Below are 16,598 nucleotides of genomic sequence, written 5' to 3'. Positions count from 1 at the left end.
TCAGACCGGTCCGGCCTTCACGGTCGTCGCCGTCGCCCCTGTCGCTGCGGGCTCCGCGACCCGCTCGGCGTCCGGCCGCGGCGCTCGGGAACGGGCTCCCATCAGCAGCGCCACGCCGATCACCACCGGCAGCCAGATGATCAGGGCAAGGCGGTCGGCCTCCGACGCTTTCGGGTGCGCCACCAGGGTGAGCAGGCCGGTCGCGCCGGTCGTCGCCCACAGCACGGCCGTTCGTACGGGAAGCGCGCGGAACAGCGCCGCGTAGCCGATCACCAGCACCGCCAGGACGGTGGATGCCTGCAACGGCGCGCCGGCGTTCCACCAGTCGTTGAGCTGCGTCGGCCAGAACTCCTGATTGAGCTGGAGCAACCGGCTCCACGGGTCAGGGACGTCGGGACGGGTGAAATGTACGGTGAACTTGTCCTGAAGGGTCTCTGACGCGCCCGGGATGTGCAGCGCCGCGCTGAGTCCCAGCCACACCACCGAGGCCGCCGCCGTGGCCGCGGTGAAGAGCAGTAGCCCCCCGTTCCGACCGGCTCCGCGTCGCCAGAGAAGCAGGACCGCGCCCGCGGCCGTCAGCGCCAGCGACAGCAGCAGCCCGGTGGCCGGCTTGGTGACGGTTGCCGCGAGCAGCGCGGCCAGCATCCCGATGGCGGCGACGCGGCGAGTGCCGCCTGTCGAGGTCGTCCGCAGCAGCGGTACGGCGGCGCAGAGCGCGGCCAGCGCGAACGCGGTGGCACCCGCCTCGCCCAGCAGCCGGGTCAGCCAGAATCCGGTCGGCAGCAGGAACAGCAGCAGCGTCGCGAAGAGCGAACTGACCGCTCCGCCGCCGAGCAGCCGTACGGCCAGCGCGGCCAGCACGCCGGCCAGCACGGCGAGCAGCGCGGTGGCCGCGACCAGGCCGCGCTCGCCGAAGAACCGGACGAGCGGCGCCGCCACGAACGAGTACCCCGGACGGGTGGTGAAGATCCGCTGGTACCGGGCGGGCATCCCGTCCGCCCACCGCCGGGTCTCCGGTGCGCAGGCTGCGGGCCCTGGGCTCGGCATGCCGTAGCGGCAGACCAGCTCGGCCGCGAAGTTGTCGGCCTCCGGCGTCGACCGGCCGGAGATCGTGGCGGCCTGACGCGCGTACCAGTAGGTGTCGGGGTAGGCGTGCTGGGGAGAGGTCTCCCAGCGGACCCACCAGAGCAGGCCGGCGAGGACGACGACGGTCAGCAGCCACAGGACGTGGCGGGGGCGGGTCAGCCGCGTGAGGGCGTGGCGGACAGGGCGCGGACCCGGCCTGCTCGGGCCTGACCGCGGCTCGCCAGGGGTCAACTTCTCGGACATCTGGCCACACTTCCCCTACCGGCTGGGACAAGGGCACGAGGCGCTCGTGAACCACCCAAACCACGTGCGCGTCGGAACGTCTGCCGGGAGGGTACGCTCCGGATCGCCCGGCCGGGGTTGCCCCCCGCACACGGGTACGACGCGAGCGGTCTCGGGGCATTCTTCTCGTACAATCGCTCGGGATCTCGGACCGGTGCCCCGGCCCGTTGGGGAGAGGCGGAGAAGCACACGATGGAGCTCAACGGTGGCGCCGGGATTCCGGGTGCCCGGGGGCGGGTCGTCATGCTGGTGGACAACGGCGTCAATGGGGACTCCCGAGTGCAGAAGGCGGCTCGCTCCGCTGCCGCCGCCGGCTGGGACGTCGTCCTGCTCGGGCGTGCGCCGGCCGGTGGGCAGCCGCAGAGCTGGCGGCTCGGCGACGCCGAGGTCCGACTTGTTCCGATGCCGGAGCCGTTGGCGACTCGCCGGCACGAGTTCCGGCGCGTCTGGCTGCGCCGGCCGCTCGCCTATCCCGCCACCGGTATCGCGGCGCACCGTGCCCAGGCGATGAAGGCCTGGCGTGCCGACCTGCAGGTTCGGCGGGCCCTGCTCAACACCGCTGCCCGTGAGCAGGGCGCGGCTCCCGGTGGGCTCTCCTGGAACCTGCTCCGCGCGGAGGAGAAGCTCGCCGGTCTGACCAGGAAGTGGGTCGGATTCCGCAACCGTCAGCTCGCCCAGGCCCGTAAGAGCCGCAAGCTCACCAGCCCCTGGGACCGGGCCTACACCCGCCTCTGGCAGCAGCTGCGCGGCGACGGCGCCTGGCGCCGCCTGGAGCCGGGCCTGTGGGACTACGAGCTCGCCTACGGTCCGGTGGTCGACGAGTTGGCACCGGACCTGATCCATGCCAACGACTTCCGCATGATCGGCGTCGGAGCCCGTGCCAAGATCCGGGCCGCCGCCAAGGGCCGGCGGATCGCGCTGGTCTGGGATGCCCACGAGTACCTGCCCGGTGTGCAGCCGTGGCGCGACAACGCCCGGTGGCTGCCGGGGAACGTCGGCCACGAGCGGGAGTACGTGCCGTACGCGGATGCCGCGATGACCGTCTCAGGCGGCCTCGCCGATCTGCTGCAACACGAGCACGGGCTGGCGGAGCGTCCCGCGGTCGTACTCAACGCGCCGGCGCTGGAGCCGGCGCCGGTGGACTCCGCCGAGCCGGTACCGGACATCCGCGCGCTCTGCGGAATCGGGCCGGGCACCCCGCTGCTCGTCTACAGCGGGGTGGCCGCGGCCAAGCGGGGACTCGGGGTGATGGTCGAGGCGCTGCCTCGGCTGCCGGAGGCGCACGTCGCGTTCGTGATCAACAAGCCGCAGTCGGCGTACGTCAAGGGCCTGGTCCGCCGGGCCGAGGAGCTCGGCGTGGCCGAGCGGGTGCACCTGCTGCCGTACGTGCCGCATCACCAGGTGGTGCCGTTCCTGTCCGGGGCGCAGGTAGGGGTGATCCCGATCCAGCACTGGCCGAATCACGAGATCGCCCTGATCACCAAGTTCTTCGAGTATTCACATGCGCGGCTTCCGTTGGTCGTCTCCGACGTGCGCACCATGGCCGAGACTGTCCGCGAGACCGGACAGGGTGAGGTGTTCATGGCCGAGGATGTGGCGGACTTCGTTCGGGCGGTCAGCGCGGTGCTGGCCGACCCTTCGCGTTATAGGGCCGCGTACGACCGGCCGGGACTGCTGGCCGGGTGGACCTGGGAGGCACAGGCGGAGGTGCTCGACGCCGTCTACTCCCGGCTGCTGCCCGACGCCCCGCCCCGACCGGCCGCGCCCGCCGCGGGCCCGGCACCGACCTCGGTGGCGGTGGGCGGATGACCGCGCCCGACGTGACCGTGGTGGTCGCGGTCTACAACACCATGCCGTACCTGACGGCCTGCCTGGACTCGCTGGTAGGTCAGAGCATCGGGCTGGATCGGCTGGAGGTCGTCGCGGTCGACGACGGTTCCACCGACGGCAGCGGAGTCGAGCTGGACCGGTACGCCGACCGCTACCCCGGCACGATCCGGGTGTTGCACCAGCCCAACTCGGGTGGCCCGGCGGCACCCAGCAACCGTGCCCTCGACCACGCCCGCGGTCGGTACGTCTTCTTCATCGGCTCCGACGACCACCTCGGCCCGGAGGCGCTGGAGCGTCTGGTGGACGCGGCCGACCGGTGGGACTCCGACGTGGTGCTCGGCCGGATGGTCGGCACCAACAAGCGCTACGTGCACCAGGCCGTCTACGCGCAGACGCAGGAGCGGGTCGACCTCTTCGACAGTCAGCTGCCGTGGTCGCTGTCGAACACCAAGCTGTTCCGCCGCGACCTGATCGAGCAGCACGGCCTGCGTTACCGCACCGACATGCCGATGGGCAGCGACCAGCCGTTCACGCTGGAGGCCTGCTTCCGGGCGAAGAAGATCTCCGTCCTCGCCGACTACGAGTACTACTACGCGGTCAAACGGGACAACGCACAGAACATCACCTACGCGAGCCGCTTCGAGGAGCGGGTGCGTTGCGCCGAGGAACTGGTCGGCTTCGTCGCCGGTCTGATCGAGCCGGGGCCGCGGCGGGACGCGGTCCTGCTGCGCCATTTCAGCTGGGAGGTGGCGAAGCTCCTCCGGCCGGAACTGCTCGACCTCGGTGCCGACGTCCAGGAGCGCGTCCACGACCGGATCCGCAAGCTCGCCGAGGCGTACCTCACCGATCACATCCTGGCTCGGCTGGCACCCGATCTGCGCCTGCGGCTGGCCGTCGCCCGTGACGCCGAGCTCGACCGGCTGCGTGACCTGATCCGGCAGCAGGCCGAGAAGACACCACCAGAGATCAGCGTCGAGGGTGGCCGCTGGTACGCCCACTACGTCGGCTTCCGCGACCCGTCGCTCGGCTACCCCGACGAGTGGTACGACGTGACCGACGACTCCGCGAAGGTGCTGGCCACGCTCACGGCGACCCGGTTGGAGTGGAGGCGGAACACCGCCGGCGAGCGGACGCTCGTGATCAACGCGCAGAGCCGCTGGGCGGAGCTGGCCGACCTGCCCGCCGAGGCGGTTCGGGTCAACGTCGGTGACGTCGCCGGTGTGACGTCGGTCGCCGCTGGTGGGCCCGGTACCGTCGTACGGACGGAAGTTGCGTTGGACCGGCTGCTCGCGGACGTCGCGCCGAACGGGGAGCGTCGGGTGGCGAGGGTCGAGGTGACCGCCATGGGCGGAACCGGCTCCGCGCCGATGCGGACCGACCGGCGGGTCGGTGCGCCTCGACTGCTCGTTCGCCGCGGCGTCCGGGTCCACCTCGTCACGCCCAGCACGAACCACAAGGGCCAGGTGATCGTCGTTATCACGCCGGTGACTCCCCGCCGGGTCCTTGCCCGCCTGCGCCGAATCTGGCCCTCTGGAGGAAAGTAGTTCCATGAACATCTCCGTCGTCGCGCTCGGAAAGATCGGCCTGCCGCTCGCCGTGCAGTTCGCCTCGAAAGGGCACCGTGTAATCGGGGCCGACGTCTCCGAGCGGGTCGTCCAGCTGGTCAACGACGGTGCCGTGCCGTTCCCCGGTGAGACCGACCTGGACGTCAAGCTGAAGGAGGTGGTGGCCGCCGGGCTGCTGTCGGCCACCACCGACACCGCCGCCGCGGTCGCCGAGTCCGAGGCGGTCGTCGTGGTCGTGCCGCTCTTCGTGGACGCCGACGGGGTTCCGGACTTCGGCTGGATGGACGACGCCACCCGGGCCATCGCCCGCGGAATCAAGCCGGGCACCCTGGTCAGCTACGAGACCACGCTGCCCGTCGGCACGACCCGCAACCGCTGGGCCCCGATGATCGAGGAGGGCTCCGGCCTCACCGCCGGCACCGACTTCCACCTGGTCTTCAGCCCGGAGCGGGTGCTCACCGGCCGGGTCTTCGCCGACCTGCGCCGCTACCCGAAGCTGGTCGGCGGCATCGACGAGGCGTCGGCCGAGCACGGCGTGCGCTTCTACGAGGCCGTCCTCGACTTCGACGAGCGGGCCGACCTCAACCGCGCCAACGGTGTGTGGGATCTCGGTTCGGCCGAGGCGTCGGAGCTGGCGAAGCTCGCCGAGACGACCTACCGGGACGTCAACATCGGTCTGGCCAACCAGTTCGCCCGCTTCGCGGACACGGTCGGCGTCGACGTCACCAAGGTCATCGAGGCGTGCAACACGCAGCCGTACAGCCACATCCACCAGCCCGGCATCGCCGTCGGCGGGCACTGCATCCCGATCTACCCGCGGATGTACCTCTGGAACGACCCGTCGGCCACGGTCGTCCGCTCCGCCCGCGAGGCCAACGCGGCCATGCCGGAGTACGCCGTCGACCTGCTCGCCGCCGCGTACGGCGACCTGACCGGTGTGGGCGTGCTCGTGCTGGGGGCGGCCTACCGCGGTGGCGTCAAGGAGACCGCCTTCTCCGGCGTCTTCCCGACTGTCGAGGCGCTGCGTCGGCGGGGCGCGAAGCCGTACGTCTCCGACCCGATGTACACGAACGAGGAGTTGGTGGCGCACGGCCTGCCCGCGTACGACGGCGAGCCGGTGGCCGCGGCCGTGATCCAGGCCGACCACACCGAGTACCGCAGCCTCACCGCGGCCGACCTGCCGGGGGTGACCGTTCTGGTGGACGGTCGCCGGGTCACCGACCCCTCCCGCTGGGAGGGTGTGCGCCGGGTGGTAATCGGCGGCTGACCTGACGGACCCGTCGACGGGCCCCGACCTTTCGGTCGGGGCCCGTCGCGTTGCGTGACTTCCGGCGCACCCGGCGCGACGGCCGTCACTCGTCATCCACCCGTCGGACACCCCGGTAATACCTGTGGCACTTGCCCCGTTTAAGGTCGCAGCGACCCGTATCGGACCTCATCTCATGATGAGCAGACAGGGGAGTGTGTCGTTGTTCAGCAGAGTACGTAGCCAGCAGGGAGTAGCCGTCGTCGGCGTGACCCTGCTGGCCTACGGGATCATGATTCTCTCCGGGGCTCTGGGCTGGGTGATCCCGTTCGCGGTCGCCGCGCTGATCGTGCTGGCCGGTGAGCTCGGCCTGGCCGTCCGCTTCGCCGAGACGGGCGAGCTGCTGGAGAAGGCCGGTCTCGGCTCGGTCTGGCGGTGGATCGTCCGCGACCTCTCCGCCGTTCTGCTGACCGTCACCGCCGTACGCCCCGGAGTCGCCGCCACAGTCGGGGTCCTGTTGTTGCCGGCGGCGCTCTGGACCGTGGCGGTCGGCACGACCACCCTGGGCCGGGTCGTCGACGGACGGGCCGCCACGCCCGCCTTCACCCGCAACATCGACCTCGGTTCGGTGCAGCGGGTGCCGGTCCCGCCCGGCTGGGCCACTCGGGTCACCGGGCTGCGGATGCCACTGCTCAACTTCCTGCTCCTGCCGGCGGCCGTGGTGGCCGCGCTCGTCGACCGGGTCTCGCCTGTGCTGGTGGCCGGCCTGGTGACCCTGGTCGCCGGGATCGTGGCGGGGGCCGTACTGGCGCTCGCCCTGGTGCGCGGTCGTGGCCGCGCGCCGGGGATCCTGCCGGTGGTGCACGCGTGGATGGACCGGGAGCGCCCCGAGGTCGCGCTCTACTTCGCCGGCCCCGCGAAGGACGTGTACCAGGCCAACATGTGGCTCGCTCCCGTGGAGGCCACGGGCCGTCGCGCCGTGGTGCTGCTCCGGCACGAGGACGCCTTCCATGCGCTCGCCGAAACTCGGCTGCCGGTGGTGTGCGTCCCCGCCGGGGTCGATTTCATGAACCTCGACTTCAGCTCCGTCCGCGTCGCCCTCTACGCCGCGAACGTGGGTGCCAACATCCACCTGCTCCGGGAGCCGGGTGTCAAGCACGTCTTCGTGGGTCATGGCGACAGCGACAAGCAGGCGAGCGTCAACCCCTACAGCAAGGTGTACGACGAGGTGTGGGTGGCCGGCCCCGCCGGCCGCGAACGGTACGCACGGGCCGATGTCGGCGTGCTCGACCGGGACATCGTGGAGGTCGGCCGGCCGCAGTTGGCGGGGGTCCACACGTTCGGTTCCGGCGCGACGGGCCGCCGGTTCACCGTGCTGTACGCGCCCACCTGGGAGGGCTGGCTGGACGACGACCCGTACCACACGTCGCTGGTGGCGATGGGTGAGCGCATCGTGTCGGGCCTGCTCGCCGCGAACGTCCGGGTGATCTACAAACCGCATCCGCTCACCGGCAGCCGCTGGAAGAAGGCGCAGGCGGCCAACGACCGGATCGTCGCCATGATCCGGGCGGCCGGTGGGCAGGCGGACGCCACGTCGCTGGCCGGCGACGCCCACCTCGTCGTCACCGGCCGGGTACCGGCCCTGTTCGACTGCTTCAACGTCACCGATCTGCTGATCAGCGACGTGTCCAGTGTGGTCTCCGACTTCGTGCAGAGCCAGCGGCCGTACGTGGTCGCCAACCCGGCGGGCCTGCCGGAGGACGAGTTCCGCCGTTCGTTCCCGACGGCTCGCGCGGCTTACCTGCTCTCGGCGGACTGCGGTGAGCTGGGGAAGATCCTCGACCAGACCCGTTCCGGCGACGACCCGATGGCCGAGGCGCGGCGTGAGCTGAAGGCCTACCTGCTCGGCCCGGACGAGCCGAACCCGATGGAGCGCTTCCGGATGGAGATCGTCCGCCTCTGCGCCTGATCGTCACGCCGGCGGCCGGTGAGCGTTGTCGCTCACCGGCCGCCGGCGTCTTCGTGATCTGGCGGCCGGTGAGCTGATCGCCGGCCGTCGTCGTCGGGCTCAGTCCCGCCGCGGCGGGTTCGCCACGTCGCGGGAGATGACCTCGCCCTTCTCGTCGACCCAGCCCTTCGGCCGGGCCGGGTTGCCGGCCACCAGCTGGTACGGTGCCACGTCCCTGGTCACCACCGAGCCGGCCGCGATCATCGCGTACTCGCCGATCTCCACACCGCAGACGAGGGTCGCGTTCGCGCCGATCGAGGCACCCTTCCGCACCACGGTCGGCGTGATCGTCCAGTCCGGGTTCTGGGCCCGGGGCCGGAAGTCGTTGGTGAAGACGGCGCTCGGGCCCACGAAGACCTCGTCCTCCAGGGTCACACCCTGGTAGACCGAGACGTTGTTCTGGATCTTGACACGGTCGCCGACGGTGACGGTCGCGTCGACGTACACGTTGCGGCCGATGACGCAGCCGGCACCCACCTTCGCCGACGACCGGATGTGCGCCAGGTGCCAGACCTTGGTGCCGTCGCCGACCTGCGCGCCCTCCTCGACGTCGGCGGTGGGGTGGACGAAGACGGAGGGTGCCGGGGAAGTGTTGTCAGTCATCCTTCAACTCGCATCGGGTCGCAGGGTGCGCCGGTGGCGCCGTCGGTGAGCCGCGCCGGCGGGCGCCGGAACCGGTCGGCGGCCGCGCGGATCGGGGCAGCCGCGCGCCCGGCGGGACGCAGCGTGCGGGCCGGGGCGCGGGACCCGGCGTAGCATAGCGGGCCGTCAACCGATCAGCGCGGCCACCGCGTCCACGGCCGGCACGTCCGCCGGCAGTGCCCGCGCCTCGACCACGGCCGCCACCGGCAGCGGGCCGTACAGGTGCGGAAACCGCTGCCCGCCGCGCGACGGCTCCCACCGCAGCCGGTCGCCGAGCCGGGCCGGATCCACGGTGAGCAGGGTGAGCCCGGTGGCCCCGGCGAAGTGCCGGCGGGCCGTCTCCACCAGCTGATCGGGTCCGGACAGATGGATGAACCCGTCCTGGCGGTCCACCGCCGTGCCGTTCAGGTGCCCGGCGGCACGGGCGTCGTCCCACTCGGTCGTCGGCAGCAGCTTGTAGATCACCTGTGCAGCGTACGCGGGACGCCCGCGGGTCAGGTCCGGCCGGCGACGCCCCAGGTACCCGTTTCCCCGGTACCGGCCCGGCGCGCACGCCCGGCCCGGCATGCTCGAAGGCGGAGCGGGTCGCGGAGGGGTGAGCGATGCGGAACTACGACGACGACTGGACCGACAGCCAGCGTGCGCTGTACGACGAGTGCTACCAGGCCGGCGGCGAATGGGCCGAGGACCCGGACACCTCCTCCGACGACGTGCAATACGTGATCAACCTGGCCGAGGGGGACGACGACTCCCTCGGGGACGCGGAACTCGACTACCCGCCCCTGGTCGACGCGGTCACCCAGGCCACCGGGGAGAACATCACGAGCGTGCCGGCGAGCCACGACGACCCGGCCTTCCGGGGCTTCCTGGACGGGGTACGGGACGCCGTCGGAGACGACACCTTCGGTCTCTGACCACCGGCCGGGGACCGGCGCCCACACCTGTCCCGGGCGCCCCACCCCGGGACCGTCGCCGAGCCGGCCGCGCCCACGCCTCGGCCGTCCGGTGCGGCCTGCCACCGGGGCGGCCCTCCCGCCCGCACCGGCCTATCTGCCACCATTCCCAGGACCAACGGTTCGACGGATGGGGGCATGGTGCGGATCCTGCTGGTCGAGGACGATCGTCGGGTGGCCGCCGCTCTGTCGTCCGCGCTGGGCCGCCGTGGCTACGAGGTGGAACATGCGGCCACTGTCGCCGCGGCGCTCTCCGCCGCCCCGTGCGACCTGGTACTGCTCGACCTGACGCTGCCCGACGGGGACGGCACCGACCTGTGCCGGGAACTGCGTCGGCGCAGCAGCCAGCTCGGCATCATCGCGGTCACCGCCCGGGGCGAGGAGCGGGACCGGGTGCTCGGCCTGCGACTCGGTGCCGACGACTACGTGGTCAAGCCGTTCTCGATGGTGGAGTTGCAGGCCCGGATCGAGGCGGTGCTGCGTCGTACGGCGCAGGCCGCGCCGGAACGCAACCTGATAGAGACCGGCTCGGTACGCATCGACGTCTCGGCCCGTACGGTGACCGTCGACGGCCGGGACGTCACGCTCACCCGGAAGGAGTTCGACGTCCTGCTCTCCCTCGCCCGGCAGCCCGGGGTGGCGGTGCCGCGCGACCGCATCCTGCTCGACGCCTGGGGCACCACGTGGACCGACCGGCACACCGTCGAGGTGCACGTCGGCTCGCTACGTGGCAAGCTCGGCGATCCTCGGCTGGTCGAGACCGTACGGGGCATCGGCTACCGGCTCCGGAACGAGTGAGGTGGACCGGTGCGTCGTCGGCTGGTGATCAGCTACCTGCTGCTGATGGTGCTGGTCCTCATCGCGCTGGAGACCCCGCTCGCGCTCATCCTGGCCACCCGGGAGACCGACCGGGTACGCGCCGACCGTCTCGCCGACGCCACCCGGTTCGCGTCGCTCGCCGGGCCGGCGCTGCGCGGCGGAAGCGCCGGACCGCTCCGGAGCGAGCTGCGCAGCTACGACGAGCTGTACGGCATCGGCGCGGTCGTCGTCGACCGGGACCGGGGCATCGTGGTCGCCTCGACGAGCTGGCGTGCCGCGGCGGGCACGACCGAGGCGCGGGACGCGGCCCTCGCCGGGCAGCAGGTCAGCGGCCCGGAGTCGGTGTGGCCGTGGCTGCGCGGGCCGGTGATCGTCGCCGTGCCGATCAACGACGGCGGCGAGGTGCTCGGGGCGGTCGTCACGGCCAGTCCGTCCGCCACGCTACGCCGTACCGTCACCACCTGGTGGCTGCTGCTCGCCGGGATCGGCATGCTCGCGGTGCTGGCCTGCGTACTGACGGCCTTCGGCCTGGCCGGCTGGGTGTTGCGCCCGGTCACCGAGCTGGACGCGGTCACCCACGAGATCACCAAGGGGGATCGCAGCGCCCGGGTGCAGCATCACCTCGGCCCACCGGAACTGCGCCGGCTGGTGGCCAGTTTCAACACCATGGCGGACGCGGTGTCGGACGTCATGGACCGCCAGCGTGCCTTCGTCGCCCACGCGAGCCATCAGCTCCGCAACCCGTTGACCGCGCTGCGGCTGAGGGTGGAGGAGTTGGGCCCGAGCCTGACCGACGCGCAGGGCCGGACCGAGCACCGGCTGGCCCTGGAGGAGACCGACCGGCTCGCGCTGGTGCTGGACGGGCTGCTCACCCTGGCGCGCGCCGAGCGTCAGGAGAACGAGCGGGTCACCGTCGACGCGGCCGAGGTGGCGGCCTCCCGTGTCGCCGCCTGGCGACCGCTGGCCCGCCACCGGTCGGTCTCGCTCGGCCTCGTCACCCGCGACGCGCCGGCGTACGCCCGGACCGTCCCGACCGCCGTGGACCAGGTGCTCGACGCGCTCATCGACAACGCCGTCAAGTTCAGCGGGGCCGGCGGTGAGGTGACCGTGACCGTGGCGACCTGCGACGGGGGAGTGGCGCTCGAGGTGCGGGACAACGGGCCGGGGATGACGGCGAGTCAGCTCGGCCAGGCGACCGAACGGTTCTGGCGGGCGCCGGACGTGCAGAACGTGGACGGCGCGGGCCTCGGCCTGGCCATCGCGGCCGTGCTGATCGACGCGTCGGACGGGCGGCTCACCATGCGGGCGGCAGAGCCCCGTGGCCTGGTCGCCGGGCTCTGGTTTCCCGGTCCGGACGAGGGGCCGAAGCCGCCCGGGCCCGATTCGCACCCGGTGTCGCAGCGGCTGCCGACGGCGGTCCCGGTCGCGCGGCAGCAGTAGGCCGGTCGACCTCGACCGCCGGGCGGCTACCGGCGCCGGGTCAGGGCTTCGCCGCGCGGTACCAGGCGGCCGCGCCGGGATGCAGCGGCAGCGGCGAGGTGGCGATCGCCGAGCGGGGACTCATCCGTCCGGCCGCGGGGTGCGCGGCGGCCAGCTCCGAGCGTCGCTCCATGAGCAGGCGGGTCACACTCCGGACCAGTGACTCGGGCAGGTCGGTGCGGACGATCAGGAAGTTCGGGTCGGCGACCGTGGTGACCGGATCCACCCCGTACACCGAGCGCGGGATGTCCCGGGAGACGTAGACCTCCCCGTAGCGTTCCCGCAGCGGTTCGGTCCAGTCGCCGAGGTCGATGATCCGGGTGGGGCTGCCCGCCGCCAGGTCGGCGATGGCCCGCACCGGCAGGCCGCCGGAGAAGAAGAACGCGTCGATCCGACCGGATCGCAGCGCGGCCACCGACTCGTCCAGGTTGAGCCGAGCCCGTTGGATCAGATCGCCGCTCAGCCCGGCCACGTTCAGCAGGCGGGTCGCGGTGATCTCGGTCCCGGAGCCGGCCGGGCCGAGGGAGACCCGCCGACCGCGCAGGTCGGCGATCGTGTGCACCGGGCCGACACCGGACGCGACCAGATGCAACTGGTCGTCGTAGACCCGGGCGATCGCCGCCACCCGGGGGTCCGCGCCGGGCTCCGTCGGCAGCACGTCGGCCTGGGTGAAACCGAGCTCGGCCTCGCCGGAGCCGACCAGGCGTACGTTCTCCGCCGAGGCGGCGGTCACCACGACACTGGCCCGAACCCCGGGCAGCTCCCGGTTGAGGATGGCGGCCAGCGACTCACCGAACGCGTGGTAGACGGCGGTCGGGCTGCCCGTGGCGATCCGGATCGTCACCGGCTCGCCGGGCGTGTCCCGGCATCCGGCGAGGCCGACGGTCACGGCGAGCAGCACCGCCAGCAGCGCTGCGGGTGGGGCGGCGCGCCCGGGCCAGGTACGACTCACGGGCTGCACTGTGCGCCGGGCGTCCGGGCCGGCGCAACCCCCGCCGCTCCGGGTGTCGCCTGGCCGTACGGCTCGATGTGGCGCTCACCCGGCGTGCCCGGTGCCGGCTCGGCGGCCGCTCGGGAAGCTCAGCCGGCCAGGGTGAAACGGCTGCGGTAGGCGCGCGGCGACAGACCGGTGGTGCGCTTGAACGCCACACTGAGCGCGCTCTCCGAGCCGTACCCGACCGCCCGGGCGATGCTGGCCAGGGTGTCGTCGCCGCGGCGGATCCGGTCGGCGGCGAGTTCGATCCGCCAGCCGGTGAGGTACTCCAACGGGCCCCGGCCGACGACCTCCTTGAACCGGGCGGCCAGCGTGGACCGGGAGACCGCGGCGACCCGGGCCAGCTCGGCCACGGTCCACGGCTGCGCGGGGCGGGCGTGCATCGCCCGCAGCGCGGGGCCGAGCACCGGATCGGCGAGGCCGGCCAGCCAGCCGGAGCCGCCGGTGCGGGCCAGGTGCAGGCGCAGCACCCGGATCAGCATGACCAGGGCGAGATGCTCGGCGACCAGGGTGCCGCCGAGCGGCGCTCCACGCAGCTCGGTGTCGATCTCCTCGACGGCCCAGCGCACGGTGGCGGCCTCCGGCGTCGCGGCGGGCACGTGGATGACCGGTGGCAGCGCGTCCAGCAGCAGGGTACGGGCGCGTTCGGTGAAGGAGAACGCGCCGCCGATGAGGAACACGTCGGTCCCGGTGCCGGCCCGGGCCACGCCGTCGACGGCCGCCTTGAAGATCGGCCCGGCCGGTACCGGTGGGATGTCCGGGTCACCGGCCAGGGTGAACGCCCGCGGCCTGGTCAGCAGGAAGCAGTCGCCCGCGGTCAGGACCACCGGCTCGGGCACGCCGTCGACCCGTAGCAGGCAGCCGCCGCGCCGCACGGAGTTGAACTTCACGCCGGCCGGCGGGTCGAAGCGGACCGCCCAGCGGCCGCCGGCCGCCAGCGCGGCGGAGAGCTGGCTGGTCGCGCCGACGAGCGCGAGCACGTCTTCCAACGGGTCCACGTACGCTCCTCTGGACGCTGACTAAAGGGTGGCGGACTCTAAAATACAGACAGTCCGAGAGTTCGTTCGTAGCGTGGCTACCATGACCGCCGAGACACGACTCAGCACCCCGTTCAACGCCCGTACCACCGCCGCCGAGATCCTCGACGGCGTCGACCTCACCGGTCGCCGGATGATCGTCACCGGTGGCGCCTCCGGTATCGGCGTCGAGACCGTCCGCGCCCTGGCCGGGGCCGGGGCGGAGGTCACCGTCGCCACCCGCAACCCGGCCGGCGCCGACGAAATCGTGGCCGAGTTCGCCGGGTCCGGCCCCGGCGTCGTACGGGCGGTCGCCCTCGACCTGGCCGACCTGGCCTCGGTGGACGCGTTCGTCGCGGCCTGGGAGGGCCCGCTGCACGCGCTCGTCGCCAACGCCGGGATCATGGCGATCCCGACCCGGCAGCTCGCCCCGCAGGGCTGGGAACTCCAGCTCGGCACCAACTACCTCGGCCACTTCGCGCTCGCCCGCGGCCTGCACGACAACCTGCGCGCCGCCGGCTCGGCCCGGGTGGTCGTCGTGAGTTCCGGCGCGCACCGGCGGGAGCCGTTCGACTTCGACGACCCGCAGTTCGCCCGGCAGCCGTACGACCCGTGGTCGGCGTACGGCCGGTCGAAGAGCGCGGACGTGCTGCTCGCCGTGGGCATCGCCAAGCGGTGGGCCGCGGACGGCATCGTCGCCAACGCGCTCAACCCCGGGTTCATCAACACCAACCTCCAGCGCCACATGACCGAGGAGACGCTGCGGTCGTTCGGAGTGTTGGACGAGGCGGGCAACCGGATCGACCTGCCGTACTACAAGACACCCGCGCAGGGAGCGGCGACCACGGTGCTGCTGGCGGCGTCCCCACTGCTCGAAGGGATCACCGGCCGGTACTTCACCGACAACCAGGAGACCGAGGTGGTGGCCGGTGGCCCCGAGGCGACCCACGGGGTGGCCGCGCACGCGTTGGACCCGGCGGCGGCCGACCGCCTCTGGGCGTACGCGGAGCAGGCCCTGAAGTCCCGCTGACCGCCCCGGTCAGGCCGACTCGGCGGCCGGCGCCGGCGCCAGCGCGGTGTGCTGGAGGATCCGGCGCCGGTCCGGGCCGTCGGCCACGCTGACCAGGAAGCAGCCGGTGCCCGGTCGAAGCTCCGCCGGCACGCGGAGCAGGGCGGCGCTGCGGATCAGCACGGCGGCCAACTCCCGGTCGGTGAGCCGTACGCCCAGGATGTGCCGGCGGACGTGCCGCCCTCCGGCGAGCAGCGCCGAGCGCCAGGCCGCGGCGGCCAGCCGGGGCACCCAGATCCGGCGCAGAGTGGACGCGCCGGGCACCGGAGCGGCGAGCAGCTCGCGGCGTCCCTGCCACCAACCGGCCTCCATCAGACGCGAGTAGCGCACGCGGTGCGTCGGCGGCACCCGGAGCCGGTGCAGTTCGTAGCGGCGGCGCAGGCCACCGAAGGTCATATCGTGCTCGACGGGAACGTCCAGCCGCTCCAGCAGCTGCCGCATCCGTTGGGCGGCGTCCTCCCGGTTGAACTCCACCGTCGAGGCCGGAAACCGGCCTGCCGCGCGTTGCGGGCGGGATCCGGCCGGCGGTGGCATGCAGCGCAGCAGGCAGGCGGCCTCGAACGCGTCGGCCAGGGTCAGCCAGTCCAGCGGGGGCGGCGTCGCCGTGCGGCGCGGCCGTTCGAGTAGGGCGGGTTCGCGGGCCAACGGAGGTGCTCCCTTGCCGGAGTCGGGGTATTCCTACCGTGACCGGTACGCGCCGGACACGGAACCGATCCGGCCCAGCCTTGAGGAAATCTTGCGCACGCCCGGAGGGACCGTGGGGGGAACCCCGCAGCAGCTGCGGCGATGGTCCCCGGCAGGCTCTTACAGCTGCGTGACCACCAGATCAACCTGTCGTGGCCGGCCGGTCGGCACCGGCTGCTCCACCACGGTGTACTTCAGGTCCCGCAGCGCGCCGATCAACTCGTCGGCGGTACGCGGCCGCACTCCGGCGAGCAGCAGGTCGCGGACCAGCCGCCCCTTGGTCGCCTTGTTGAAGTGGCTGACCACGGAGCGGACCGGCACCCCGTCCACCTCGCGTTCGTGCAGCACCCGCACGGTCACCGCCCGGTCGGCGACGTCACCACGTGCCGCCCACGTCGCCGCGTACGCGCCGGAGCGCAGGTCGAGCACCGGTCGGTCACCGGCCGCCTCGCTCATCACCGGCCCCAGCACCCGCCGCCAGTACGCCGCCAGCGCACCCGGCCCCGGCAGCTTCGAACCGATGGGGCAGCGGTAGGGCGGAATCCGGTCGGTGAGGCGTACGGCACCCCAGAGCCCCGAGCTGATCAGCACCGAGCGGCGGGCCGCGCGGGTGGCGTCCGGCGGCAGCGACGGGAGGTCCAGCGCCTCGTAGAGGACCCCGGTGTAGATGCGGGCGGCCGGTGCGGTGGCGATCTGCGGCAGCCGCGCGTTGCGCCGGAGTTCGTCCCGCTGACCCTCGCTGAGCCCGAGCACGGCCCGGGCCGCCGCCTCGTCCGGCCCGCCGCAGAGGGCGACCAGCGCCGCGAGCACCTCCGCGCGGGCCGGGTTCAGCTCCGGCAGGGAGAGCCTGTCCAGGTCGAGCCGCCGGCCGGTGCCGGCGTCGGCCTTCCCCTCGGAGGGCGGTAGCAGGATGAGCACCCGGTGA

15 protein-coding genes are annotated in these 16,598 nt (G+C 72.8%); 8 read left to right on the top strand and 7 right to left on the bottom strand.

The features are described 5' to 3' along the window. The gene (locus AB0F98_RS00620; RefSeq protein ID WP_357726450.1) at positions 1-1,329 is read right to left on the bottom strand and encodes a hypothetical protein; all 1,329 of its coding nucleotides are present in this window, start codon (positions 1,327-1,329) and stop codon (positions 1-3) included. Positions 1,330-1,611: 282 nt separating this feature from the next. Between AB0F98_RS00620 and AB0F98_RS00615 the strand changes: the two genes are divergently transcribed. From AB0F98_RS00615 to AB0F98_RS00600, 4 genes are all read left to right on the top strand, one after another. After that, positions 1,612-3,177, top strand: a complete 1,566-nt coding sequence (locus tag AB0F98_RS00615) for a glycosyltransferase family 4 protein (protein WP_357728956.1) — start codon at positions 1,612-1,614, stop codon at positions 3,175-3,177. After that, on the top strand, positions 3,174-4,742 hold the full coding sequence (locus AB0F98_RS00610) for a glycosyltransferase (protein ID WP_357726447.1): 1,569 nt from the start codon (positions 3,174-3,176) through the stop codon (positions 4,740-4,742). The genes AB0F98_RS00615 and AB0F98_RS00610 overlap by 4 nt, the downstream gene beginning before the upstream one ends. A gap of 4 nt (positions 4,743-4,746) precedes the next feature. Then, the gene (locus AB0F98_RS00605) at positions 4,747-6,030 is read left to right on the top strand and encodes a nucleotide sugar dehydrogenase (RefSeq protein WP_357726444.1); all 1,284 of its coding nucleotides are present in this window, start codon (positions 4,747-4,749) and stop codon (positions 6,028-6,030) included. A 202-nt stretch (positions 6,031-6,232) separates the two neighbouring features. After that, positions 6,233-7,978, top strand: a complete 1,746-nt coding sequence (locus AB0F98_RS00600; protein ID WP_357726440.1) for a CDP-glycerol glycerophosphotransferase family protein — start codon at positions 6,233-6,235, stop codon at positions 7,976-7,978. Between the two features lie 99 nt (positions 7,979-8,077). On the opposite strand, the gene AB0F98_RS00595 is transcribed toward AB0F98_RS00600, so the two are convergent. Together AB0F98_RS00595 and AB0F98_RS00590 are read right to left on the bottom strand one after the other, a co-directional pair. Continuing rightward, complete coding sequence (locus tag AB0F98_RS00595) at positions 8,078-8,620, bottom strand: acyltransferase (RefSeq protein WP_357726437.1); 543 nt, start codon at positions 8,618-8,620, stop codon at positions 8,078-8,080. Positions 8,621-8,785: 165 nt separating this feature from the next. Beyond that, the gene (locus AB0F98_RS00590; protein WP_357726434.1) at positions 8,786-9,124 is read right to left on the bottom strand and encodes a DUF952 domain-containing protein; all 339 of its coding nucleotides are present in this window, start codon (positions 9,122-9,124) and stop codon (positions 8,786-8,788) included. A 137-nt stretch (positions 9,125-9,261) separates the two neighbouring features. On the opposite strand from AB0F98_RS00590, the gene AB0F98_RS00585 reads away from it, so the two are divergent. From AB0F98_RS00585 to AB0F98_RS00575, 3 genes are all read left to right on the top strand, one after another. After that, the gene (locus AB0F98_RS00585) at positions 9,262-9,573 is read left to right on the top strand and encodes a hypothetical protein (RefSeq protein ID WP_076470118.1); all 312 of its coding nucleotides are present in this window, start codon (positions 9,262-9,264) and stop codon (positions 9,571-9,573) included. A 177-nt stretch (positions 9,574-9,750) separates the two neighbouring features. Continuing rightward, on the top strand, positions 9,751-10,410 hold the full coding sequence (locus AB0F98_RS00580) for a response regulator transcription factor (RefSeq protein WP_357726430.1): 660 nt from the start codon (positions 9,751-9,753) through the stop codon (positions 10,408-10,410). 9 nt (positions 10,411-10,419) lie between these two features. Beyond that, positions 10,420-11,871: a HAMP domain-containing sensor histidine kinase gene (locus tag AB0F98_RS00575; RefSeq protein WP_357726427.1), complete on the top strand. Its 1,452-nt coding sequence runs from the start codon at positions 10,420-10,422 to the stop codon at positions 11,869-11,871. 40 nt (positions 11,872-11,911) lie between these two features. Here AB0F98_RS00575 and AB0F98_RS00570 read toward each other — a convergent pair whose 3' ends face one another. Beyond that, entirely contained in the window at positions 11,912-12,862 is a 951-nt protein-coding gene (locus AB0F98_RS00570) for a TAXI family TRAP transporter solute-binding subunit (protein ID WP_357726424.1), read from the bottom strand. A 128-nt stretch (positions 12,863-12,990) separates the two neighbouring features. Next, complete coding sequence (locus AB0F98_RS00565) at positions 12,991-13,902, bottom strand: AraC family transcriptional regulator (RefSeq protein ID WP_357726421.1); 912 nt, start codon at positions 13,900-13,902, stop codon at positions 12,991-12,993. An 82-nt stretch (positions 13,903-13,984) separates the two neighbouring features. Between AB0F98_RS00565 and AB0F98_RS00560 the strand changes: the two genes are divergently transcribed. Then, entirely contained in the window at positions 13,985-14,950 is a 966-nt protein-coding gene (locus AB0F98_RS00560; protein WP_357726418.1) for an SDR family NAD(P)-dependent oxidoreductase, read from the top strand. Positions 14,951-14,959: 9 nt separating this feature from the next. On the opposite strand, the gene AB0F98_RS00555 is transcribed toward AB0F98_RS00560, so the two are convergent. Next, entirely contained in the window at positions 14,960-15,634 is a 675-nt protein-coding gene (locus tag AB0F98_RS00555) for a hypothetical protein (RefSeq protein WP_357726415.1), read from the bottom strand. A 159-nt stretch (positions 15,635-15,793) separates the two neighbouring features. Then, complete coding sequence (gene yaaA / locus AB0F98_RS00550) at positions 15,794-16,591, bottom strand: peroxide stress protein YaaA (RefSeq protein ID WP_357726412.1); 798 nt, start codon at positions 16,589-16,591, stop codon at positions 15,794-15,796. Between the last annotated feature and the right edge of the window lie 7 nt (positions 16,592-16,598).

This window comes from Micromonospora sp. NPDC023737 (genome assembly GCF_040639715.1).
In the GTDB taxonomy this organism is placed as follows: Bacteria; Actinomycetota; Actinomycetes; order Mycobacteriales; family Micromonosporaceae; genus Micromonospora.
Note: the sequence above shows the minus strand (reverse complement) of the source record. Positions and strands in the feature narration are given on the sequence as shown.